General features: G+C 52.2%; 21 protein-coding genes and 1 other annotated feature. Of the genes, 3 read left to right on the top strand and 18 right to left on the bottom strand.

The genetic code is table 11. The annotated features are described in order from the left end of the window. Positions 1-53 precede the first annotated feature (53 nt). From HMPREF3201_RS04640 to HMPREF3201_RS04625, 4 genes are all read right to left on the bottom strand, one after another. On the bottom strand, positions 54-914 hold the full coding sequence (locus tag HMPREF3201_RS04640) for an aldo/keto reductase (protein WP_062411969.1): 861 nt from the start codon (positions 912-914) through the stop codon (positions 54-56). A gap of 323 nt (positions 915-1,237) precedes the next feature. Further along, positions 1,238-1,456, bottom strand: coding sequence for a hypothetical protein (locus HMPREF3201_RS04635; protein ID WP_062411968.1), 219 nt, complete (start codon positions 1,454-1,456; stop codon positions 1,238-1,240). Positions 1,457-1,583: 127 nt separating this feature from the next. After that, complete coding sequence (locus HMPREF3201_RS11985) at positions 1,584-2,132, bottom strand: hypothetical protein (RefSeq protein WP_062411967.1); 549 nt, start codon at positions 2,130-2,132, stop codon at positions 1,584-1,586. 102 nt (positions 2,133-2,234) lie between these two features. Beyond that, positions 2,235-3,851 (bottom strand): recombinase family protein, encoded by a 1,617-nt coding sequence (locus HMPREF3201_RS04625; RefSeq protein ID WP_002596236.1) that lies wholly within the window; start codon positions 3,849-3,851, stop codon positions 2,235-2,237. A 225-nt stretch (positions 3,852-4,076) separates the two neighbouring features. Here HMPREF3201_RS04625 and HMPREF3201_RS04620 point away from each other — a divergent pair, with 225 nt between their 5' ends. After that, positions 4,077-4,277, top strand: a complete 201-nt coding sequence (locus HMPREF3201_RS04620; protein ID WP_002596235.1) for a hypothetical protein — start codon at positions 4,077-4,079, stop codon at positions 4,275-4,277. A 64-nt stretch (positions 4,278-4,341) separates the two neighbouring features. Here HMPREF3201_RS04620 and HMPREF3201_RS04615 read toward each other — a convergent pair whose 3' ends face one another. The 14 genes from HMPREF3201_RS04615 to HMPREF3201_RS04550 all read right to left on the bottom strand — a co-directional run bounded on the left by HMPREF3201_RS04615 (position 4,342) and on the right by HMPREF3201_RS04550 (position 16,857). After that, positions 4,342-4,536 carry a transposon-encoded TnpW family protein gene (locus tag HMPREF3201_RS04615; protein ID WP_002596234.1) on the bottom strand — a complete coding sequence of 65 codons (195 nt, stop codon included), beginning with the start codon at positions 4,534-4,536 and terminating at the stop codon, positions 4,342-4,344. 14 nt (positions 4,537-4,550) lie between these two features. Continuing rightward, entirely contained in the window at positions 4,551-5,393 is an 843-nt protein-coding gene (locus tag HMPREF3201_RS04610) for an ATP-binding protein (RefSeq protein WP_002596233.1), read from the bottom strand. Continuing rightward, a complete protein-coding gene (locus HMPREF3201_RS04605; RefSeq protein WP_006356266.1) occupies positions 5,390-6,184 on the bottom strand; it encodes a replication initiator protein A in 795 nt (264 codons plus the stop codon). The genes HMPREF3201_RS04610 and HMPREF3201_RS04605 overlap by 4 nt, the downstream gene beginning before the upstream one ends. A gap of 72 nt (positions 6,185-6,256) precedes the next feature. Then, on the bottom strand, positions 6,257-6,643 hold the full coding sequence (locus HMPREF3201_RS04600) for a cysteine-rich VLP domain-containing protein (protein WP_002596231.1): 387 nt from the start codon (positions 6,641-6,643) through the stop codon (positions 6,257-6,259). Then, on the bottom strand, positions 6,633-8,258 hold the full coding sequence (locus HMPREF3201_RS04595) for a relaxase/mobilization nuclease domain-containing protein (RefSeq protein ID WP_002596230.1): 1,626 nt from the start codon (positions 8,256-8,258) through the stop codon (positions 6,633-6,635). The genes HMPREF3201_RS04600 and HMPREF3201_RS04595 overlap by 11 nt, the downstream gene beginning before the upstream one ends. Then, complete coding sequence (gene mobC, locus HMPREF3201_RS04590) at positions 8,230-8,628, bottom strand: plasmid mobilization protein (RefSeq protein ID WP_002596229.1); 399 nt, start codon at positions 8,626-8,628, stop codon at positions 8,230-8,232. The genes HMPREF3201_RS04595 and mobC overlap by 29 nt, the downstream gene beginning before the upstream one ends. 497 nt (positions 8,629-9,125) lie before the next feature. Next, complete coding sequence (locus tag HMPREF3201_RS04585) at positions 9,126-9,338, bottom strand: helix-turn-helix domain-containing protein (protein WP_002586615.1); 213 nt, start codon at positions 9,336-9,338, stop codon at positions 9,126-9,128. Further along, positions 9,331-9,753: a sigma-70 RNA polymerase sigma factor region 4 domain-containing protein gene (locus tag HMPREF3201_RS04580; protein ID WP_002586616.1), complete on the bottom strand. Its 423-nt coding sequence runs from the start codon at positions 9,751-9,753 to the stop codon at positions 9,331-9,333. Before HMPREF3201_RS04580 ends, HMPREF3201_RS04585 begins: the two co-directional genes overlap by 8 nt. Before the next feature lie 171 nt (positions 9,754-9,924). Then, positions 9,925-10,692, bottom strand: a complete 768-nt coding sequence (locus HMPREF3201_RS04575) for a class I SAM-dependent methyltransferase (protein WP_002586626.1) — start codon at positions 10,690-10,692, stop codon at positions 9,925-9,927. Positions 10,693-10,742: 50 nt separating this feature from the next. Continuing rightward, positions 10,743-12,662 carry a tetracycline resistance ribosomal protection protein Tet(W) gene (gene tet(W), locus HMPREF3201_RS04570; protein ID WP_002586627.1) on the bottom strand — a complete coding sequence of 640 codons (1,920 nt, stop codon included), beginning with the start codon at positions 12,660-12,662 and terminating at the stop codon, positions 10,743-10,745. A 640-nt stretch (positions 12,663-13,302) separates the two neighbouring features. Beyond that, positions 13,303-13,617, bottom strand: a complete 315-nt coding sequence (locus tag HMPREF3201_RS04565) for a hypothetical protein (protein WP_231726828.1) — start codon at positions 13,615-13,617, stop codon at positions 13,303-13,305. Positions 13,618-13,752: 135 nt separating this feature from the next. Beyond that, positions 13,753-14,400: a ComF family protein gene (locus tag HMPREF3201_RS04560; RefSeq protein ID WP_062411965.1), complete on the bottom strand. Its 648-nt coding sequence runs from the start codon at positions 14,398-14,400 to the stop codon at positions 13,753-13,755. Between the two features lie 25 nt (positions 14,401-14,425). Next, on the bottom strand, positions 14,426-16,591 hold the full coding sequence (locus tag HMPREF3201_RS04555) for an SF1B family DNA helicase RecD2 (RefSeq protein ID WP_062411964.1): 2,166 nt from the start codon (positions 16,589-16,591) through the stop codon (positions 14,426-14,428). Next, positions 16,588-16,857 (bottom strand): chorismate mutase, encoded by a 270-nt coding sequence (locus HMPREF3201_RS04550; RefSeq protein WP_062411963.1) that lies wholly within the window; start codon positions 16,855-16,857, stop codon positions 16,588-16,590. The genes HMPREF3201_RS04555 and HMPREF3201_RS04550 overlap by 4 nt, the downstream gene beginning before the upstream one ends. A 207-nt stretch (positions 16,858-17,064) precedes the next feature. On the opposite strand from HMPREF3201_RS04550, the gene HMPREF3201_RS04545 reads away from it, so the two are divergent. Both HMPREF3201_RS04545 and HMPREF3201_RS04540 read left to right on the top strand, forming a co-directional pair. Beyond that, positions 17,065-18,516 carry an amino acid permease gene (locus HMPREF3201_RS04545; protein ID WP_062411962.1) on the top strand — a complete coding sequence of 484 codons (1,452 nt, stop codon included), beginning with the start codon at positions 17,065-17,067 and terminating at the stop codon, positions 18,514-18,516. A gap of 143 nt (positions 18,517-18,659) precedes the next feature. Continuing rightward, positions 18,660-18,902, top strand: a binding site (T-box leader). A 67-nt stretch (positions 18,903-18,969) separates the two neighbouring features. Further along, positions 18,970-20,205: a YkvI family membrane protein gene (locus tag HMPREF3201_RS04540; protein ID WP_062411961.1), complete on the top strand. Its 1,236-nt coding sequence runs from the start codon at positions 18,970-18,972 to the stop codon at positions 20,203-20,205. Positions 20,206-20,317 lie beyond the last annotated feature (112 nt).

Genomic DNA, 20,317 nt, shown 5'->3' with positions numbered 1-20,317 from the left:
TCAGGCTTTTCCTGTATGCTATAGTATGATCTGATTGACCAGAACTGTATCAATCAGGTCAACCCCTTGCGCTGAGCTACGAGGTCGCCGAACATGGCAACGGTCTTGGTATCGGTGATGTCGAAGAAGGTACTCTTTCCCGTATCGAGGGAGGCGACGGCCTTCATTTCATCGTCCGTCAGGGCAAAGTCAAAGATATTGAAGTTTTCCGCCATCCGTTCTTTTTTAGAAGACTTCGACAGGACGACGATATCCCGCTGGGTCAGCCAGCGCAGGATGACCTGAGGGATCGATTTGCCGTGGTTTTCGGCAATCTGTTTCAGGATGGGATTGGTAAAGATATCCGTATTCCCTTCGCCAAAAGGAGCCCAGGCGGCCGGCTGTACGCCTTTCTCCTTCATAAAAGCCTGTGCTTCCTGCTGCTGGCAGAAAGGATTCGTTTCCAGCTGATTGACCTGCGGTTTCACATCGTTGAACATCATCAGGTCCAACATCCGGTCGGGTTCAAAATTGCTGAGGCCGATGGCTTTCAGGGTGTCCGCTTTGTACATCTTTTCCAAATCTCGCCAAGCCCCGTAAATATCGTTAAAGGGCTGATGCAGGAGAACGAGATCGATGTAGTCCGTCTGAAGCCGCTTCAAGGACCGTTCCAAGGATTTTTCCGTCTTGCCTTCTCCAAAGTGTTCCAGCCAGACCTTGGTCGTAATAAAAAATTCTTTCCGCGGAATGCCGGACTGGCGAATGGCCGTTCCCAATTCTTCTTCATTCATATAGCTCTGGGCCGTGTCAAAATGACGGTAGCCGACTTCAATGGCGTCCAAAACGGCACGCACCGTATCTTCCTTGGGAATCTTAAAAATACCAAAGCCGACCTTCGGTACGGATACTCCATTATTCAAGGTTACATATTCCATATGCAGTCCACCCTTTCTTTAAAATATAACTGCATAATATCATCATCCCCGGCTCGCAGTGGAGAGGAGGAAATCTTTGTCTAACTTCATCTTTCGAGGTTATTATACGGCAGTGTCTATTAAGTCTCAAATCGAATAGTTAAATAATCAATTTAAAAATTAAATTAATTTATGAGTACATAAGACTCGATGCTAAAAAAAATTCGTGAATCGATGATCCAAAAGGCCGGAGCATCCCCTTTATAGACTTGGCCTCGCCTTCTGATATCAAAAAACAGCCGCCTGCGTCTCAAAACGTAAACGGCTGTGTTATCATTCCCAGTTCAATGAATACGATATTCCTGATAAAACTTTTCTCTGGTCTTTTCATCGTCGATGGCCAATTCCAGATCCTGCAGACGGTCATCGGCTTTCAATAGCTTCAACAATGTCGTCAGGCGATTTTCGCCCTCTTGACGTCCTTCCTGACGCCCTGCCTGCAGTCCCGCCTGTCGTCCTGCCTGCCGTTCTTCAAGGCTCCATTTTTCAAGTTCTGCACACATAACAGTCATCTCCTCCGGGTTGTTTTTGTAACGATAGACCGTTTCTTTCAAAGGTTCCCATATCTAGTTTCCAGAAAAACAGCCGGCTGTGTCTCAAAACATAACCGGCTGCTCGATGATTAATTTTTCAATCAATACGATATTCCTGATACAATTTTTCCCTGGTCTTTTCATCGTCGATAGCCAATTCCAGATCCTGCAGACGGCCATCGGCTTTCAACAGCCTCAACAGTGTCGTCAGTCGGCTTTCACCTTCTTGGCGTCCTTCTTGGCGTCCTTCCTGACGCCCTGCCTGCCGTTCTTCAAGGCTCCATTTTTCAAGTTCTGCGCACATAACAGCCACCTCCTCCGGGTTGTTTTTATAACGATGGACCGTTTCTTTCAAAGGTTCCAACAGCATGTCTTCTACGTTTTCACTGCGAAAATCATTCATCAGCCTGCCAATATCATCGGTTCCCTTATAATTGCCATTGACGTAGATGATGTGACTGCCATCCTCAAAAGGCTGATTCAATTCTTCGATAATCCGGTTGACATGATAGCGAGCCAAGCCACGCTGCCAGACATCGTTTTCCGTAATAAAGATGACGTAGCTTTCCGGCAGTTGTTCATAGTCACTGCCCTTTCTCAGACTGTTGAGATCCAGCAGACTGCTGTTAAACCGGGCCCGTTTCATTCCGGCACCTTTTGCTTATGTGTGATAAAGAAGCAATAGAAGTGCAAAAAATTTTGCCGTTCCTATCCGACACTTGGCCATTGTGTCGGATAGGTCGGGCGGTTATTCGGGCAAGTCAATCTTGCCGACAAAGCTGTAATAAATCTCAATGTCCTGCCTGCGGGTGCCGTTCTCATCATAGCTGCACTCATGCACCACAATTTTCTCGATCATTTCCCGCAAGAGAGTGGGGGTCAGTTCTTCAAAGGCAAGGTGCTTGCGGACAATGCCCATAAATTTCTCGGCGTTGACGGTAGCTGCCTGTGACTTGTCCAGTTCGGCTTGCAGGGCGGCGGCTCTCTTTTTCAGCTCCGCTTGCTCGGCTTCGTAGTCAGCCGACAGTTCCATGAAACGCTCATCGCTGATTTTGCCGTTTACATTGTCCTCATACAGCCGCTTGATAATGCGGCTGATTTCAGAAATGCGTTCCTGCGCCTGTTCAAGCTGCTTGATGGCTGCGGCGGTCTTTCGCTTGCCGCCGATCTCGTTCTGCTGGACAAGTAGTTTCACAAACCGGCTCTCATGCTTGGCTGCGTATTCGGTCACTTGCCGGAGATTTGCCAGGACACCAGCGGTCAACAGATCGGTGCGGATAAAGTGCGCCGTACAGTTGCGGGTGCGCTTCTTGTAGCTGCCGCAGATGTAGCAGTCCTGTTTGCGGTCTTTGTTCTGATACCGCTGCTGATACAGCACATGGCCGCAGTCGGCGCAGAACAAAATCCCGGAGAACAGCCCCACTTCATCGTAGCGGTTCGGGCGTTTGCGCTGTTTGCGTAACTCCTGCACCCGTTCCCATGTTTCCTTGTCGATGATCGGCTCATGGTGGTTCTCGAAAATGGCCTGCTTCTCGACGGGGTTCTCTATGCTGTGCTTGACCTTATAAGAAGGCTTTTCCGTTTTGAAGTTCACCAGACATCCGGTGTACTCTCGGTTTTCGAGGATATGAACGACGGTGTTGGTCGCCCATTTGCACTCATAGCCTGGGTGATAACGGCGGGTGCTGCCTGTCCGCTGATATTCCAGCGTCCCCGGCGTGGGGATTTGCTGCTCCGTCAGCATACGGGCAATCTTGGTCGGGCCGTTCCCGGCAAGGCAAAGCTGGTAAATCTGCTGCACCACCGGGGCGGCTTCCTCGTCTATAATAAAATTCTCGTCCTCGTCCATCACATAGCCGTAAACCGGCTTGCTGGTAACAGGCTTGCCGCTCATGCCTTTTGACTTTTTCACTGCCTTGATTTTCTTGCTCGTATCTCTCACCAGCCATTCATTGAACAGATTTCGCAGCGGGGTAAAATCGTTGTCCATGCCCTCGCTGGCACTGTCCACATTATCGTTGACAGCGATAAAACGCACACCCTTTTGAGGGAACAGCATTTCCGTGTAAAACCCTACCTGCAAGTAGTTTCGCCCTAACCGGCTCATGTCCTTGACGATGACCGTACCCACTTTCCCGGCTTCAATGTCCGCAAGCATGGCTTGAAATCCGGGCCGCTGGAAGTTCGCGCCGGAAAAACCGTCGTCGGTGTACCAGCGCAGATTGGTAAAGCCGTTCTGTTTTGCGTAGGTTTCGAGTATCCTTTTTTGGTTCGATATGGAATTACTCTCGCCTTGCAATTCATCCTCGTGGGACAATCTCGGATAAAGGGCGGTAATGAGGTTTTGGGTGGCTTGTCTTAACATAAAATCCTCCGTTTCCGACAGCCAGCCCCACTATTCCGTGGTTTCATTGTACCACGGAACGGCGGGGGCTGTACAGCGGCAAAAGCGTTAAATTTGCTTCTTTACAGCTTTTCAATTTTCCGATTTTTATGGTATGGGTTGTCGTCCCATATTTGCAGTAGAAAAGTTCATAACTCCGTGGTATACTCTGATTTAACAAAAAAATCAGAAGTTAAAGGAGAAAACATGAAGTATACAATAGATGAATTAACCGCGGCCAAAAGGCAAATTGATTCAACTCTGCACAAGCTAAGAGAAACAGTAAAAACATTTGAATCAAAGGATAATTCCGAGCGTTATAAATCACAAATCACATTGGCAAAGAGAAGAATAAAAGCCTTTGAAATTGCAAATTATTTTATAGAGAATGAGATTAAGAATTGCTAAAGCACTTCCGATTTTCGTTCCAGCGGTCATGCTCCCTGGCATGGCCGCTTTTCCATGCCCCGGTTCACGCCGGATAAGTCGGCTCCTGTGTAGCAGCGGCTTCCGCTTCCAGTACCCGCGCCATTTTGTCGGCGGCTGTGGTTGTGGTGTCTTTCTTGAAATAGCCGGACACGACAAGGACGGAATTGCCCATGCGGATTTCCGTCACACAGTCAGGGCGGCGGGTGGTGCGGGTGTCGTGCTGCTTGTTATCTGCCATAGGCAATACTCCTTTCAGTCGGTAATCAGTTTCTTCATGCTCTCCATTTTCCGCTTGGCGGTTTCCTGCCGGAAGTTGTCGCCGGTAAAGCGTACCGGGACGCACATGGAAAGCAGGCGGTCATAAATCCGGGAATGGGCGGTGTCCTCCGGGTTGTGCAGGTCGTCCAGCGTAAGGTTGGTCGTGACGATCAGCGGCTTGCCGCTGCGGTAACGGCTGTCAATCACATTGAACACCTGTTCCAGCCCGTATTCCGTCCCGCGTTCCATGCCGAAGTCGTCAAGGATCAGCAGCGGATAACGACAAAGGCGGGAAATGTACTCGTTGCGCCCCTCAAAGCTGGCGGCAAGGTCATTGAGGATAAGAGCAAAGTTCGTCATGCGGACGGGGATTTCTTTCTCCATGAGGGCGTTTGCGATACAGCCTGCAAGGTAGCTTTTGCCGGTGCCTACGCCGCCCCAGAACAGGCAGCCGATATTGTCTGTCCGCATATCTTCCCAATGCTCCACATACCGGCGGGCAAGCCCGGTCTGCGGGTTCCTGCCGTTGTCGTTCTCGAAAGTCCAGTCCCGCATGGTGGGGTCGGTAAAGCCCCGGCGTTTCAGTTCTTCCACGGTGTCAAGGTGTCTGCGCCGCTTTTCGGCGGCTTCCCGTTCCTCGCGGGCGGTTCTCTGGCAGTCGCACTCTGCCGGGTGGCGGTCGCGCCCGAAGATAGCGGCCTTATCCGGCGCAAAATAGGCTTCTTTCGGCTTGCGGCACTTGCCGCAGTACAGTAAACCGTCCTCGCCGGTGTAGTCCTCCGGCTCCGGGATGGTGGTCGTCATATTCTCCAAAACCGCGTTGATTTCATTCTTCATAAACTCTCGCCCTCCTTGCATGAGTAGTCTGGTATGCCCTTTTTAGGGGCTTCCTTTTTGTCGTTCCCCGCCCATATCCGCAGGGCGGCGGCATAGTTCTGGTAGCTTTTCCCGTTGGCGGCAAGGTAGCGGCTCATTTCCTCGATGAACCGTTCCAGCCTGTCAGGGTACTCTGCCTGCAACTCGTCGTATTCGGTCTGTGACAGAAAAATATTTCCATATCGGCCATAGGGCGCGGACGGCCCCCCACTCACTCCCTTTGTTTGGCTCTCTGTAAGGTTGTTTATAGTAGTTTGGTTAGGGGACGGTTTTCCGACCATCATAAGGTCGGTTTTCTGACCATCAGTAGGACGGTTTTCCGGCTCTATGAGGGGCGGACTTCCGGCCATCAGTTGGTCTGAAAACTGTACCTGTGGCACTGGCGGTACTTTGACATAAAGCCGGTTCGGTGCGGAGAAGCCGCCCCGTTCCCGTTCCAACAGCCCCGCCGTGTCCAGTTCATTAAGCGCCCCCTTGATGGTGGTGCTGCCTTTATCCAGTATTTCTGCTATCTCCGCGATGGGATAGATAATATAAATCCTGCCCTCGTCGTCCAGCCACTTGTTTTTCTGGGAGAGGGTGGAACGGTCTAACAGCAGCGAATACAGCAGCTTGGCGGTCTGTGAAATCTCCATTTTCAGCAGGAAACGGGGATACGGCAGATAGGCGGGCAGCCGCGTGTCTGCCCTGATATAATCAGCGATAGGATCACCTCCCTGTGTTCGGGTTGATTTTGGCGTATTGTCACGCATTAAAACGCCGTTTCCGGGGGAAAAGGATAAATGTATCGCGTACCCTTTGACACCCACGAAAAAAGCCTTGATTTATGCGGGTTTGAAAGGCTCTAAAGCGTGACATCTCTGCCTTTGTTTCCGCTTTCTCTCGGCGGCTTTGATTTTCTTCATGCGCCCGGCGCAGTCGGGGCAGTATTTTCCCCGGTTGGATTTGGGGACAAAGGCCGCCCCGCAGACGGCACACCGTTTCCGGCTTCCCCGGCACAAGAGGGCTGCGGCCAGCTCCCCGTCAAGGGGCAGGACAGCCACACGGAACCAGTGGCACATGAGGGAAAAGGAAATGCTCTGGACGCACACGCAAGGCTCCCCGTCGTCCAATAGCAGGCAGTTCCCCTCATCGTAGTTACAGCACTCATGTACCAGCCGCCGCGCCCGCCGGTGCTGGCGGTAGTCCATGTGGGGCAGGTTATCGCTCATGGCTCTGCTCCTTTCTGCGGTGCGGCTCGTCCCGGCGCAAAATCTGGTCGATGTTCCGCTTGACGGTCTGCAACTCCTTGAACCGCTGTTTCTGTTCGTGATAGGTGTTATACAGGCCGTCTTTCTCGGAGATAAGCTGCTCGATCTCGGCCTGCAACGCTTTCCGGGCGGGCAGCTTGGTAATGCCATGCGCCTTGAAATACCGGGCTGCTGCGTCGGCTATGATAAAATCGCTCTCATGGGCCTGCCGGTATGCGGCGCGGGCTTTCTCGGATTTCTGTGCCCGCAGCCCGTCGCGGGCGGCCTTGGTCTGGGCGTAGGCCAACACCTGCCGCTGCAACTTCTTTTTCCCTTGCAGCTTCGTTTCCAGTGCTTTCAGTTCGCCGCTGGTCTGGCGCATTTTCTGATAGGCGGTGTCAACGGCGGCTTCTAACTGCTCCGGGGAAGTAAAGCCGTATTGCTGGTAGACGGACAGCGTTTTGGCGGCCTGCTTCAGATTGTGTATCTTCGCCCAGCGTTCATAGCCCCGGCCTTTGCCCTCGGCCATTTTCTGCTCAATGTCCACAAGCCGCTGCACTCCGTCCTGTTTCGGGGCGGCTATCTCGGCTCTGGCAACCTGCAAGCGGTCTTTTATGGTGCGTGGGGGATCGGGGGATCTGGCTGGCGCTTCGGCTGCTCTGGCGGCGTTTTGCTCTAAAACGGCAAAGACAGCGGCGCGGTCAAAATCGTCGCCCAGCTTCCGGGCGGTAATTGGCTTTGTCCTGTCCGGCGTGAGGTAGGAAAGCCGCCCCCGGCTCTCCTTGACGGTCACACCCTCCTGCAGCAACAGAGAGGAAAACTCGTCAAAGCTGGCGGCGGTGGCAAGGGCTTTCCGTAGGGTCTGCCGCAGCTTCTCCTTGTTCGTTTCAAACTTGGTCTGCCGGGGCGTGATACTATCGGCAATCATGGGGGCGTTCTGCTTGTCCAGCGCGGCCTGTCCCTTTTTCTGCGCCCAATACTCCCGGTCGGTGACGCGGTTCTTGCTGCCGTTCAAGAGGTCGATTTGATAAAGCCCCTCCCGGTGGCACATCTCCATGACTTCGGATTTGAAGTAGCGCAGGGCAGCGTCGGTACATCGGTGCTTGCAGCCGACTTTCGTATCGGCCGGCCTGTCCATGTAGGGCAGGAACGGCACTTCCTCAATCCGCAGGCTGTTTATGACGATATGCACATGAATGTTGCCGCTGTGGTTATGCCCGTCCGGGTGGGTGCAGACAAGGGCCTGGTGGCCGGGAAAATGCTCTTTACAGAATTGTTCCCCCAACGCCTGCGCCCGGTCTACGGTCAGGCCGTTGTCCGGCCCGTCCCGCGGGTCAAAGCTGATGATGTAGTGGTGGCTTTTCACATCTTCCCGCCGCTGGTTTTTCTGATAGCGGAGATTGGCCCGCATACACGCAACGGCAAAATCCTCCCCGTCGCAGTTCAGCGTGGACAGCCGGTAGTCCTCGCGGGGGATAAGCCTGCCGGTTTCATCAAGGACGGGCTTCATGGTAAACTCGTCATGCTCAAAGAGAAGATATTGCTCGGCGGCTCCGTAGTCGGCGTTTTTAGAGTTGATATGCTTGAGTGTTGCCAACCGCGTCACCTACTTTCTTGAGGACTTCATACTTGAGGACGGCAAGGTCGGATATGGCGGCGCGTACCTCGCCGGAAAGGGTGTTGTAGGGTACGCCGTATTCGTTCAGATACCGGGCAATCTGATTGAGGTTGCCGCCGATCCTGCCGTACTCGGCTGTCAGCTTCCCGACAGCGGAAAGCAACTCGTCATTGACCGACGACACATGGACAACCGGGCGTATGGTCGCCCGCCGTATCGCCTGCCGGAGAAATTCGGACTGGCTGATACCATAGGGCGCAAGCCGCGCTGTGAAGTCGGCATACTCATCTTCGGACAGCCGGGTTTTCACAACGCGGCTGCGGTGGGGCGTGTTGTATTTCTTTCGCATGGTGTGACCTCCTTTCTCGCCCGTAAGGGCGCATGAGCAGGGTTTGGGGAAGGCACTCCCCAACAAGTTTCCCGCGAGGGGCAAAACTGCAGAATTGCGGATTTTGGCACCGTGGTAGAAACTTGCTCTCCGTGACTGCAAACTTTCTCTCACTTCCGTCCGCCACTTTTTTGGAAAACTGCAACCACAAAAGTTTGTTTCTCTTTTTCTGCTACTACTAATCCTGTAAAGGGCATTCCTGCCCGCTTTCGCTAAAATGACACCGGACGCAGTGGTTTCTACCCGGTGTTGGAGAAATCCTTTCTCTTTGCCCTCTACTACGGGTAAATGCTCCAAATGCCAAACACCAGGGCAGAAAAATTCCCTCCTCGCTTACTACTACAACCGGCAGGGGGCAAAATGGCCGGGAGCGGAGCCGGACAACAAAAAAAGCAGTAAATCTTTTTCAAGACTTACTGCTTTCGCTGGCCGCGTCGGTGGCGGCTGGTATTCAGTTTTTATGACTTGTCCGGTGGTTCGTCAAGCCGGAACTTGAATTGACAGTCAATTAACCGCTGCTTTACATAGTCCTCCACCTCGGCGTTGACCTGCCCGTTCACTTTTGAGAAATAGCGGATATATCCGGCGTAGTGGAGCAGGACAGCGTTCACGGCTTCTGGGTCGCCCTCACGGGCTTTGAGGATTGTTTCATAGGGGAGAAGTCTACTCATACCGGCTCACCCCCATTTCTTCGCGTAGCCGCTGCAAGGCAAGCTGGATATGCCGCCCCGCTGTGCTGCGTGACCGGCCAATACACGCGCCGATCACGCGCTGCGGCTGGCGCAGAAAGTAATAGCGCAGGATTTCTTCCCGCGTCTGCTCCGGCAAAACAGAGATCGCGTCGGCAAGGGCGGCGTTGCAGAGCAGGACGGTCTGACCGCAGACGGTAAATGGGTATTCCTCGTCCGGCTCCGACGCGGCAAACTGGACAAACTTCTCGTTCATCAGATAGTCAAGGGAAACTTGCCGTTCCCATTGCCGTTTAAGCTTCAAAATCTTGTCCAAGGCGGCACAGCGGATAACAGTCTTGCAAAAGGCGTTGTACCTGCGCTGGATATATTCTTGATAGGCTATCTGGTCGGTCATGGAAATTCCCCTTTCTGAATAATAGTGCGGGGCGGTGGCACTTCTTGCTGTCGCCCCTTGATTGCCTACCAGCAAAGGCGGGCGGGGCTGTCAACGGCTGCGCATATGCGCCGTTCATCTTGACCGTTGACTGGCTCGGCTGGGTTTGCTATTTACCCGACAAACTTGAATTTATTTTAAGCTATCACGTTTTACCTTCTTAAGCCTTACTATCATTACCATAGGAATTTCTTTGTTGGTTTTAAAACATTCTTCATAAAATCCATCAATGACAAATCCAGCTCTAAAACAAAGGTTAAAAATATCTTGTATGGAACGATGATAATAAATCTGCTCTTTCGGTTGCCCTTCAATCGCTATATCATAGTAACTGTGCGGTGTCATATATTTTTCAGTCAACGTGACAAAACAAGGGTGTTGCGTTGCAAAGACAAAAATTCCGCTTTCCTGCAACAGTTCATAAACAGCCATAAGAAGTGGTTCAATATCCGTAATATCCATAATTGCCATATTAGAAACTGCTTTCGTAAAGGCTCGATTTCTTTTTAATTCTAATATACTTTTTCTATCGGTCGCATCCGCCACACAAAATTCAATTTGTTTTGCATATTGTGATTGCCGTCTTTTAGCCAATTCTATCATTTTTTTGCTGTAATCAAAAGCGACAACCGAAGCGCCTCTTTGTGCAAGATACGAAGAATAATTTCCATTGCCACACGCAATATCCAAAATGTAATCCGCAGGATTAGGAGATAGAAGTTCCGTTACTTTGGGACGCACTACCTCTCTGTGAAATTCATTAGATTCGTCACCCATTGCATTATCCCAAAATTGTGCGTTCTCCTCCCAGATTTTTTTACTTTCCTCTGTTCCCATGTTCTCTCCCACTCCCCAAATTTGCTTTTTTGCTTCCATTAAATCTTCCTTACTATATTCCATTGTTACCCTCCATAACTTCTGATTGTTGCCGTCTTGACGATTATGTATCTTTACATTACCTTCTGAAACATATGGCGCACCTTGTCCAGGCGGCTGTTTGGACGGCGGGGCTGGATGACCGGCTGACCGACAGCGGCCTGATATCCTTTCAGCTCTGTAAGGCATACGCTCCGCCCGTTGGTGTAAAAGGCCAGATCAGTACGGTATGCCTGTATACAGCGGGCGGGAATCTCGCCAGTAAAGACAACTTCATCCTTTTTTACCTGGGCCGTTTCGATGGTGGCACAGTATTTCGGTGCATCATGATAAGCCCTGGAAAGGTATTCCTGGGGCGCATAGAGGATGAAGGAGAGATAAGGTTCCAGCAGCTGCGTCCCCGATTCCTTCAATGCCTGTTCCAATACAATCGGGGCCAATGAGCGGAAGTCCGCCGGCGTGCTGACCGGACTGTAATAAAGCCCGTATTCAAAGCAAATCTTACAGTCCGTTACGTTCCAGCCGAACAAGCCCTGCTCCAGCCCGTAACGGATACCATCCCTGACAGCGTTTTGAAAACTCTGGTTCAAGTATCCCAGCGAAACCCGGCTCTCGTATTGTACACCGGAGCCAAGCGAGAGTGGTGTAACAGACAGTCCTATGGATGCCCAAAACGGGTTGGGCGGCACCTCGATATGGATGGTGTGGCTGGCTGCTTTGAGCGGCCGCTCCATATAAATGACGGAGGGTTCCTTTACCACTGTTTCAAGCTTGTATTTTTCCGACAGCAAAGCGGAAACAACCTCCAACTGCACCCGGCCCAAAAAAGAAAGAATGATCTCATGGGTGATGGAATCCACTTCGCAACGCAAAAGCGGGTCAGTATCCGCAAGTTGCGTAAGAGCGTCCAGCAGCCGTTCTCTTTGCGCTGCCGTTTTCGGCGCAATCGTCGTCCGCAGCATGGGGAGGGGGTCCTCGCGCCACCTTTTACGAGGGAGCCGGGTTTGGTCCCCTAATACATCGTTTAACCTCACGCTGTCGCTGGGAAGGATAACAATTTCACCCTGATAAGCGGTGTCTGTCCGAACAATTTCCCCTTTGGATGGAATACGCATCTCTGTGATTTTCAGCTTTTCTCTCCCGGCCAGGGCCACCGTATCCCGCAGGCGCAGCGTTCCGCTGTATAACCGTAGATAGACACGCCGCTGGCCGCAATCGGTGTACTCAACCTTGAAAACGCTGCCGCATAGGGCGGCGCCCCCCTGTTCCCCAATCGGTTGGAACAGCCCTGTCACCGCATCCATCAACGGTTGAATGCCAAGGCCATTTTTGGCGCTGCCATGATAGACTGGGAACAGGGAGGCGTCTTGAACCCGCTGCTGTTCCTCCCGCGCAAGTTTTTCCCGGCTGATTGGTTCTCCTGCGATATACTTTTCCAATAATTCATCGTTATTTTCGATGACCGCATCCCATGCTTCTATGTCGGTATTTTCCTCCAGGACTATTTCCGGGGACAGCGACACCGTCTGCTTGATGATAATATCGGCGGAGAGCTTATCCCGAACAGACTGAACCACGCTCTGCAAATCAACGCCAGCCTGGTCGATCTTGTTGATAAAGATAACGGTGGGAATGTTCATTTTCCGCAGGGCATGGAACAGAATACGGGTCTGGGCCTGCACGCCATCTTTAGCGGAGATCACCAAGATGGCCCCATCTAAAACAGCCAAAGAGCGGTACACCTCCGCCAAAAAATCCATGTGGCCGGGCGTATCCACAATGTTAACTTTACATCTGTGCCACTGGAAGGAAGTGACTGCCGCTTGAATGGTAATCCCACGCTGCCGCTCCAAAAACATGGTGTCCGTCCTCGTTGTCCCTTTTTCGACGCTCCCCGGTTCTGAAATGGCTCCGCTGGCATATAGCAGGCTCTCCGTCAAGGTCGTCTTTCCAGCGTCTACATGGGCAAGAATTCCAATATTGATTATTTTCATGTGATTGTCCTCCCTTTACAGCCCCAAAGGGCATAAAAATCCCCAGCAGTAAAATACTTTTACCACTGGGGATTATAAGTTGCGGACATACACATATACAGCATACACCTGTTTGTGATTGCTGTTTTTGGGGATATGTCAAAATTGATAAGGCAAAAGTATTCTTAAATTGGGTACAAAAAACTAAGCCCCTACAAAAGGAGCTATCATAATCCTTTGTTCCCACTATTTGATTATAGTTTTATTTAAGAATACCTTGCCGCATATTTTTTACTCCTTTTCTGGATTAAATCATTGTATCACATCAGTTTTAGGAAAGCAAGTACCTAAAAGAAATTTTTCTTCCCCTTATATGTAACAATCATACCGGCTTCCTAGCGTTCAGAATGTTTTCTGCTGTCTGCTGTGGTGTTTGGTTGGAATTGTCCAACCAAAAGCCGATCCGTGGTGTTGTCTGCATTTTACTAAATACAAATTCAATGTATACAGAAAGATATAAGGAGTGGGAGGGATTCCGCCGTAGTTGGCATTGTAGGAAAATCCAAAAGTTTAGATTTTCCCACAATGCTTATCTTTTGGTCTTTGGTTCGGAATAGTGTAGTGCTGGCGGTCTATCTCTTGTTTTCGGTTGCTTGCTTCCTTACCGTACATGAGCATTATCGGCCCGCTGTACTTCGATGTCATATTCCGTTCCTGTCGAATCGGTGGCATGCACATCCATCCGTATCCCGTGGCCGGAAAGGTTGGGAATCGTATCCTCAATCTGCACCATTTCTACCTGTAAATCCGGCTTTTCCATGATGATACGCAAAATACATTCGACGGCCGGAATATTGTCTTTAAAACAACGCTTCATGAAATCATCATCCATGAGTCGCCATCTCTTGATAATGTTTAATGCCCGCTGATGGCGTTTGGCTTGTTGAGCCACTGGAATCGTGTCATTCGTAGGCATCTAAGCATCACCTTTCTTTTCATTTTTATTATACTAAGATTCCCGGTTTTCGACAACAGCCCCTATCACGAGACGACCGTAACCGATTCGTCTTCCAACAGGAAATCAAGGCCTTCATTCTCTTCCTGATAGTGCCTACGGCGCCCCGCTGGCGATGACCAAGCCGATGACCTCATCCGCCCCGTTTCGCTTCAAGGCAGCGGCGCAATCATTAAGTGTCGAACCCGTCGTGAAGATGTCGTCGACGAGTAAGATATGCTTGCCTCTGACATCAGCTGTTTCGCGGAGTCCGAAAGCGCGATGGACGTTTTCCGACCGCTGGCTTCTGGGCAGGTGCCACTGGGCTTTTGTCGGACGCAACCTCTGGAGGATGTCGGCCCAGCGATAATGATCGTCGGCCCATTCTTTAAAAAGGCCTTCGACTTGATTGAAGCCGCGGCTTTTTAGTTTTTCCGGCGCCAAGGGTACGGGGACGACCATATCAATGGCATTCAGTCGTTCGGGCCAGGGAAATCGCTCTAAGAAGACGCGGCAGGCCCGACATTTTCCTTGTTTGCCGCCATATTTAATAGCGTGGAGCAGTTGGCGCATGGCTCCATCATAGTCAGCCAGGCAGTAACAGGCGTCGATGGCCTTTAATTGTTGGGAGCGATTGATGCGCCGCGGATGCCACACCCTAGCCAGGCACGACGGACACCAGTCGCCGTCGCGCTTCATGAGGACGCCGCAAGCCGGGCAGGTGGGCGGATAGAAAAGGTTAGCAATAGCCGAAAAGAGTGACATATGGCAGCCTCCTATCGCAAAAGATCTAGGTTAAGAGTTCGCCTTGAAGCCGTGGAATGAGCAGGGTAAAACGGCGGCTTGTCCGCTGGTTCTGGACAGCCGTTTGGACGGCCCGCTTGGTGCCGACTAAGATGACTTTCCGCTTGGCCCGGGTAACGGCCGTGTAGAAGAGATTTCGCTGGAGCATGATGGAATGGCTGTTGACCAAAGCCATGATGACCGTATGGTATTCGCTCCCCTGGCTCTTATGGACGGTAATGGCGTAGGCCAGGGTAATTTCGTCGATTTCTGCTCCTTCGTACTTGACGTCCTGTTCAGGATAACGGACGTAGACCATGTCGTGCTGGACGGCAAAGATTTGGCCGATGTCGCCGTTAAACACGCCCTTTTCATAGTCGTTGTGCTTCTGCATGACCTTGTCGCCGACGCGAAAGATCATGTGGCGGCCCTTCAATTCGCCCTTGCCCACGACAGGGGGATTGAGACGTTCCTGAATGAGCTGATTGAGGTTATCGACGCCGCAGGGATCCTTGTACATAGGCGACAAGACCTGAACAGCAAATTCGTCGCCCGTCTCTTGGACTTCACTGCGGTACAAAGCGCTGATTTGCGTCGCCCCATCAGCTTCGGTCTCGATTTCGACGAAGCGAAATTCCAAGTCTTCGTTGACGACCGGCAGGCGTCCATTGTTAATCAAGTGGGCGTTAGTAACGATGCGGCCCCCTTCTTTTTGGCGGAAAATCGTATCCAGGCGAACGACGGGTACCATTTCCGAGGCGATGACGTCGTGGAGGACGGCGCCGGCCCCGACCGACGGCAACTGGTCGGCATCCCCGACGAGGATGCAGCGGCACTGCGGTTTCAGAGCGTTCAGCAAATGGTACATCATTTCCATATCGAGCATAGACACTTCGTCGACGATGACCAAATCGGCCGGCAATAACTTCGTTTCATTATATTCAAAGGACTGGACCTTACCGACATGGCCGTCGGGAATGAGCAGTCGATGAATGGTCTTAGCCTTGCGCTGTGTCGTTTCAGCCAGGCGCTTAGCCGCCCGTCCCGTCGGCGCACAGAGCAGGATGCGCAGCCCTTCTTGTTCAGCCAGGCGGATGATGGTCTGAACGACGGTCGTCTTCCCCGTGCCGGGACCGCCGGTGATGACGGTCATCCCCGATTGGAGCGACTTTTCGACGGCTTCGCGCTGCTTATCCGCCAGTTCAAAATGGCAGGAGTCCTGCCAGCGGTCGAGAAATAATTGGACATGGGTCTTAACGGCCAGAGGCTTCATGGCCGCCATCTCGCGAATACGATTGGCTATGGATTCTTCCTCTTCATAGGCTTCCGGCGTATAGACGTAGACCGTACCTTCAAAGTCCGCCGTCCGTAATTGTCCCATATCGACGGTATCCTGCAGGATATCGTGCAGCCCCAAAGCATCGGCCTGCAAAAGGAAAGCCGCCCGTCGCACCAACTCAGTGTCAGGGATGCAGACGTGGCCGTTTTGAGTCATAGTCTGAAGGACGTAGGCCAGACCGGCGCCGAGGCGCTGCGGCGACTGGCGGTCCATGCCGTAGGCCAAGGCGATTTGGTCGGCCGTCTTAAAGCCAAAGCCGTCGATTTCATGGATCATCCGGTACGGTTCTTCGGTCAGGACGTAATGAACGTCGTCGCCGTATTTCTGCAGGAGCCGACTGGCATACCTTCCGGCAACGCCGTGTTGTTCCAAATCGTAGGCGATGTCGTTGATCTGTTTTTCTTCGTAAAAAGATTCCGTAATGACGGCTAGTTTCTTAGGGCCAATGCCTTCGATTTCTAAGAGGCGCTGCGGGTCCTTTTCCAAAATCTCCATCGTATCCTTGCCAAAGTGGGCGACGACGCGATGGGCCAGGGCCGGTCCCATGCCCTTGACGGCGCCGCTTCCGAGAAAGCGTTCGATGCCGTCGACCGATTCGGGAATGACGCGGCTCCAACCGTCGGCCGCAAACTGGCGGCCATAGCGCTTATGCTGCACCCAGTGGCCCTTCACTTCCAATCGATCGCCAACGAGGGGTTTCATCCCATGGCCGGTCACGGTATACGTCGTGTCGCTGCTTTCATCGTGGAGGCGAAAGACGCGATAATCCGAATCAGAGGCTTCAAACAAGATGCGTTCAGCAATGCCTCGTACAATAAGTTCTTCCATCATCATATCCCCATGTGTTCGCGTTCGTATTTTTTGCTTTCATCCATGATGCACTGGTAGATGCGGCGCAAATAGGGAGCCAAATTTTTCTGCTCCGTCAAATTCGAAATTTTATCCAGCACCTGCCGCTCCCTCCGCGGATCGTAGATCTCCATATGATGCTCTTTTTTATAAGCGGCGACGGCGGCGACGACCTGCATGCGCCGTTCCAAAATCTTCGCCAGTTCCCGGTCGAGTCCGTCGATCTCCCGGCGGCATTCTTCTAATTCCATAAGCTATCCTTTCCTTTTACGCATGGTAATACTACTATTATAGCGGAAACGCCGCTAAAAGGCTATGGAGGGTTCGTCATCCTATATAATTCTTGCATAATTGCAGAATATTTATTTGTCATCGCCGCCATCATCCTATATAATATATTCGTATGAGTTTTTTTAGATTTCATTTATCAATTCTATAAAAAAAGGTTGTGATTTTGCATGGAAGAAACTCAACAGCAGCAAAAGCTGCGCCGCAGTCTGAAAGCCCGCCACATGAACATGATTGCCATCGGCGGTGCAATCGGCACCGGCTTGTTCGTAGCCGGCGGTGAAACAGTCAGCACTGCTGGGCCGGGTGGGGCACTCGTCGCCTATGCCCTCATCGGCATCATGGTCTATTTTCTTATGACAGGACTGGGTGAAATGGCTTCATACCTTCCGGTCAGCGGCTCCTTTGAAACGTACGCCAACCGCTACGTCGACAAGTCCTTGGGCTTTGCCCTGGGCTGGAACTACTGGTTCAACTGGGCCATTACGGTTGCCGCCGAACTCGTCGCCGGCGCTCTCATCATGAAGTACTGGTTCCCGGACGTACCGGCAGCCCTCTGGAGCGGCTTGTTCCTGATCATCTTGTTCGCCCTCAACTACCTGTCGACCCGATCCTACGGCGAAAGTGAATTTATCTTCGCCGGCATCAAGGTCTTGACGGTCCTGGTCTTCCTGTTTACCGGGACGCTGCTCATCTTGGGCCTCGGTTCCGAACCGTCGCCGGGCTTCGTCAACTGGACTGTCGATGAAGCGCCCTTCGTCGGCGGCTTCACGGCTATGTTGGGTATCTTCATGGTCGCCGGCTTCTCCTTCCAAGGGACGGAAATGATCGGCATTGCCGCCGGTGAAAGTGAAGATCCGGAAAAGAATGTCCCCCGTGCGGTCCATTCGATTTTCTGGCGTATCCTCATTTTCTACTTAGGCGCCTTTACGGTCATCGGCTTCCTCATTCCTTACACCGACCCGAACCTGCTCAATACGGATATCGTCAACATTTCCATCAGCCCCTTCACGCTGGTCTTTGAACGCTTCGGCTTAGTCGCCGCCGCATCGATCATGAACGCCGTCATCCTGACCGCCGTTCTCTCGGCAGGCAACTCCGGCCTCTACGTTTCGACGCGTATGCTCTATGCCATGGCTGAAACGGGCCAGGCTCCGAAATGCTTCCTCAAGCTCAATAAGCGCGGCGTTCCGTCGTATGCCTTATTTGCCACGGTCGTCTTCGGCCTGGCAGCCTTCCTCACATCTCTCATCGGCGAAGGCAAGGCCTATGACTGGCTGGTTAACATCAGCGGCATGGCCGGCTTCATCACCTGGATCGGCATCGCCATCTGCCACTACCGCTTCCGCCGGGCCTATATCGCCCAGGGCAAGGACTTGAAAGACCTGCCGTACAAAGCAACCTGGTTCCCCTTTGGCCCTCTCCTGGCGCTGATCATGTGTATCATCGTCACGGCCGGCCAGAACTACTCGGCCTTCACCGGGGCTGAAATCGACTGGTACGGTGCCAGCGTCGCCTACATCGGCATCCCGGTCTTCCTAGCCGTCTTCCTCTATCATAAATTTAAACACAAGACGCACCTCATTCCGCTGAAAGAGGTCGACCTGTCGCGTGACAAATAATCCTGAGACCGTCCGTCATGGGCGGTCTTTTTATTTGTTTTAAACTTAAACGTTTATCTCATCTTTTTCGAAAAAATATTACTTTTTTCTCCTTGACTTTTTAAGTTCCCGGTGATATCATAGCTCCATCAACAAAAAACGCCATAAACGCGACGACGCAAAATAGTACGTTCGAGCCCCTCGTTTTCAGAGAGCTGCTGGCCGGTGCGAAGCAGTACAGAGACTGAACCGAACTCATTGCCGAGCGGAGACGCTGAATGAAGTAGGCCGACACGGGAACTCCCGTTACAGAGCATGGATATCGCCGATGGCCGTATCCGAGAGGGCATCCGAAAGGATGAAACAGAGTGGTACCGCGGAAGGATACAACGCCTTTCGTCTCTTAGCAATAACTTGCAGAGAGACGAAAGGCGTTTTCGTTTCTCTCCCTGTCCATCAAAGGAGGAAACAATTATGGTCAACATGTCATCTATGAAAACGGCATCCCTCAGCATGTGTTTTTCCGTCGGAGCCGTCCTGTTCAGTTCTCACGCCGGCGGCGGCTTTGCTACGGGCAATCAGGAAAACGTCTACTTCGTCAGCCTGGGCTGGCTCGGTCCCATTACGGCCATCATCACCATGCTGCTGTTCACCCTGACCATCAAGGAAGCCATGAACATGTATAATTCGCGGCACCTCACCAGTTACCGCCAGTTATTCCAGAACTTATACCGTCCCTTCACGGGCATCGAATATTTCTTTGAAGCCTTCTTCTACATCATGGTCTTAATGGCTGTATCGGCTACCATTTCCGGCGCCGCCTCGGCCATCAACGCCCAGACCGGCCTCAACTACTACGCCGGCATCGGCGTCGTCGGCATCATCATCTTCTTCCTGACCATCTTCGGTGCCGGCCTGGTCCGCCGGGCCACGACCTACATGGGCATGGCTATCCTGGCAATGGTCGTCGCCATTTTCTCGGTCGGCATCTATTCGGCAGGCTCCGTCGAAGGAACCCAGGCCTTTACGGCCGTCATGGCCCAGGACTTCGCCGTCAACGGTTTCAGCAACGTCCCGACAGCCATTCTCCACGCCTTCACCTATGCCGGCTTCCAATGCGTCGTCATCCCGACCATGATCGTCGTCGGCACGCCTTTAGTCACGCGTAAGAACTGCGCTACGTCGATGTGGTTCTCCTTCGCCATGAACGCTGCTGCCCTGACCTTAGCCGTCGTCATGCTCTTAGGCTGGTCCGGCTATTACGGCAAATCGCCCTTACCGACCCTGACCAGCTGCCAGGCCATGGGCTCGCCATGGCTGACCATCGTCTACAGCGCCTTCCTGATGCTGTGCCTCATTTCGACAGGCGTCACAACGGTCTTTGGCTTCACGGCCCGTTTTTCAGAAATTAACATCCTGAAAAAAATCAGCTCCCGTTCGGTCATCCGCGCCGCCATCGTTACAGCCTTCATCATCATCGCATCCATGACCGTTTCCATCGCCGGCCTGACCAACATCATCAAATACGGCTACGGCTACTGCGGATACGCTGCCATCGCCATCATCATCGTCCCCTTCCTGACCATTGGCCGCTACAAAAATAAGCGCTATGCCAACGACATGGAATACCGGGCCCGCATCGACAGCATGAACGAAAATCCCCAGGCGGCACAGGCCTTCAAACCGACTGCCGAAGCTGCCGGTCATTGAGGTTTGGAAAATAAATAATTTTTCCCAAAGACAATCAGACAGACAAAACGCCTTGCATCCACGAGGGTGCAAGGCGTTTCTGTGTATGGGGTTTACCCTGTTGAGCTGGCAA

Source organism: Megasphaera sp. MJR8396C, assembly GCF_001546855.1.
Taxonomy (GTDB): Bacteria; Bacillota; Negativicutes; order Veillonellales; family Megasphaeraceae; genus Megasphaera.
The sequence above is the reverse complement of the archived record's forward strand: the minus strand, read 5'-3'. Positions and strand labels throughout refer to the sequence as shown.

What these genes read in the sequence shown, in the direction of transcription:
- HMPREF3201_RS04640 (WP_062411969.1), bottom strand. Translation starts at nt 914, where the DNA reads ATGGAATATGTAACCTTGAATAATGGAGTATCCGTACCGAAGGTCGGC.
- HMPREF3201_RS04635 (WP_062411968.1), bottom strand. Translation starts at nt 1,456, where the DNA reads ATGTGTGCAGAACTTGAAAAATGGAGCCTTGAAGAACGGCAGGCAGGA.
- HMPREF3201_RS11985 (WP_062411967.1), bottom strand. Translation starts at nt 2,132, where the DNA reads ATGAAACGGGCCCGGTTTAACAGCAGTCTGCTGGATCTCAACAGTCTG.
- HMPREF3201_RS04625 (WP_002596236.1), bottom strand. Translation starts at nt 3,851, where the DNA reads ATGTTAAGACAAGCCACCCAAAACCTCATTACCGCCCTTTATCCGAGA.
- HMPREF3201_RS04620 (WP_002596235.1), top strand. Translation starts at nt 4,077, where the DNA reads ATGAAGTATACAATAGATGAATTAACCGCGGCCAAAAGGCAAATTGAT.
- HMPREF3201_RS04615 (WP_002596234.1), bottom strand. Translation starts at nt 4,536, where the DNA reads ATGGCAGATAACAAGCAGCACGACACCCGCACCACCCGCCGCCCTGAC.
- HMPREF3201_RS04610 (WP_002596233.1), bottom strand. Translation starts at nt 5,393, where the DNA reads ATGAAGAATGAAATCAACGCGGTTTTGGAGAATATGACGACCACCATC.
- HMPREF3201_RS04605 (WP_006356266.1), bottom strand. Translation starts at nt 6,184, where the DNA reads ATGCGTGACAATACGCCAAAATCAACCCGAACACAGGGAGGTGATCCT.
- HMPREF3201_RS04600 (WP_002596231.1), bottom strand. Translation starts at nt 6,643, where the DNA reads ATGAGCGATAACCTGCCCCACATGGACTACCGCCAGCACCGGCGGGCG.
- mobC (WP_002596229.1), bottom strand. Translation starts at nt 8,628, where the DNA reads ATGCGAAAGAAATACAACACGCCCCACCGCAGCCGCGTTGTGAAAACC.
- HMPREF3201_RS04585 (WP_002586615.1), bottom strand. Translation starts at nt 9,338, where the DNA reads ATGAGTAGACTTCTCCCCTATGAAACAATCCTCAAAGCCCGTGAGGGC.
- HMPREF3201_RS04580 (WP_002586616.1), bottom strand. Translation starts at nt 9,753, where the DNA reads ATGACCGACCAGATAGCCTATCAAGAATATATCCAGCGCAGGTACAAC.
- HMPREF3201_RS04575 (WP_002586626.1), bottom strand. Translation starts at nt 10,692, where the DNA reads ATGGAATATAGTAAGGAAGATTTAATGGAAGCAAAAAAGCAAATTTGG.
- HMPREF3201_RS04565 (WP_231726828.1), bottom strand. Translation starts at nt 13,617, where the DNA reads ATGCCTACGAATGACACGATTCCAGTGGCTCAACAAGCCAAACGCCAT.
- HMPREF3201_RS04560 (WP_062411965.1), bottom strand. Translation starts at nt 14,400, where the DNA reads ATGTCACTCTTTTCGGCTATTGCTAACCTTTTCTATCCGCCCACCTGC.
- HMPREF3201_RS04555 (WP_062411964.1), bottom strand. Translation starts at nt 16,591, where the DNA reads ATGATGATGGAAGAACTTATTGTACGAGGCATTGCTGAACGCATCTTG.
- HMPREF3201_RS04550 (WP_062411963.1), bottom strand. Translation starts at nt 16,857, where the DNA reads ATGGAATTAGAAGAATGCCGCCGGGAGATCGACGGACTCGACCGGGAA.
- HMPREF3201_RS04545 (WP_062411962.1), top strand. Translation starts at nt 17,065, where the DNA reads ATGGAAGAAACTCAACAGCAGCAAAAGCTGCGCCGCAGTCTGAAAGCC.
- HMPREF3201_RS04540 (WP_062411961.1), top strand. Translation starts at nt 18,970, where the DNA reads ATGGTCAACATGTCATCTATGAAAACGGCATCCCTCAGCATGTGTTTT.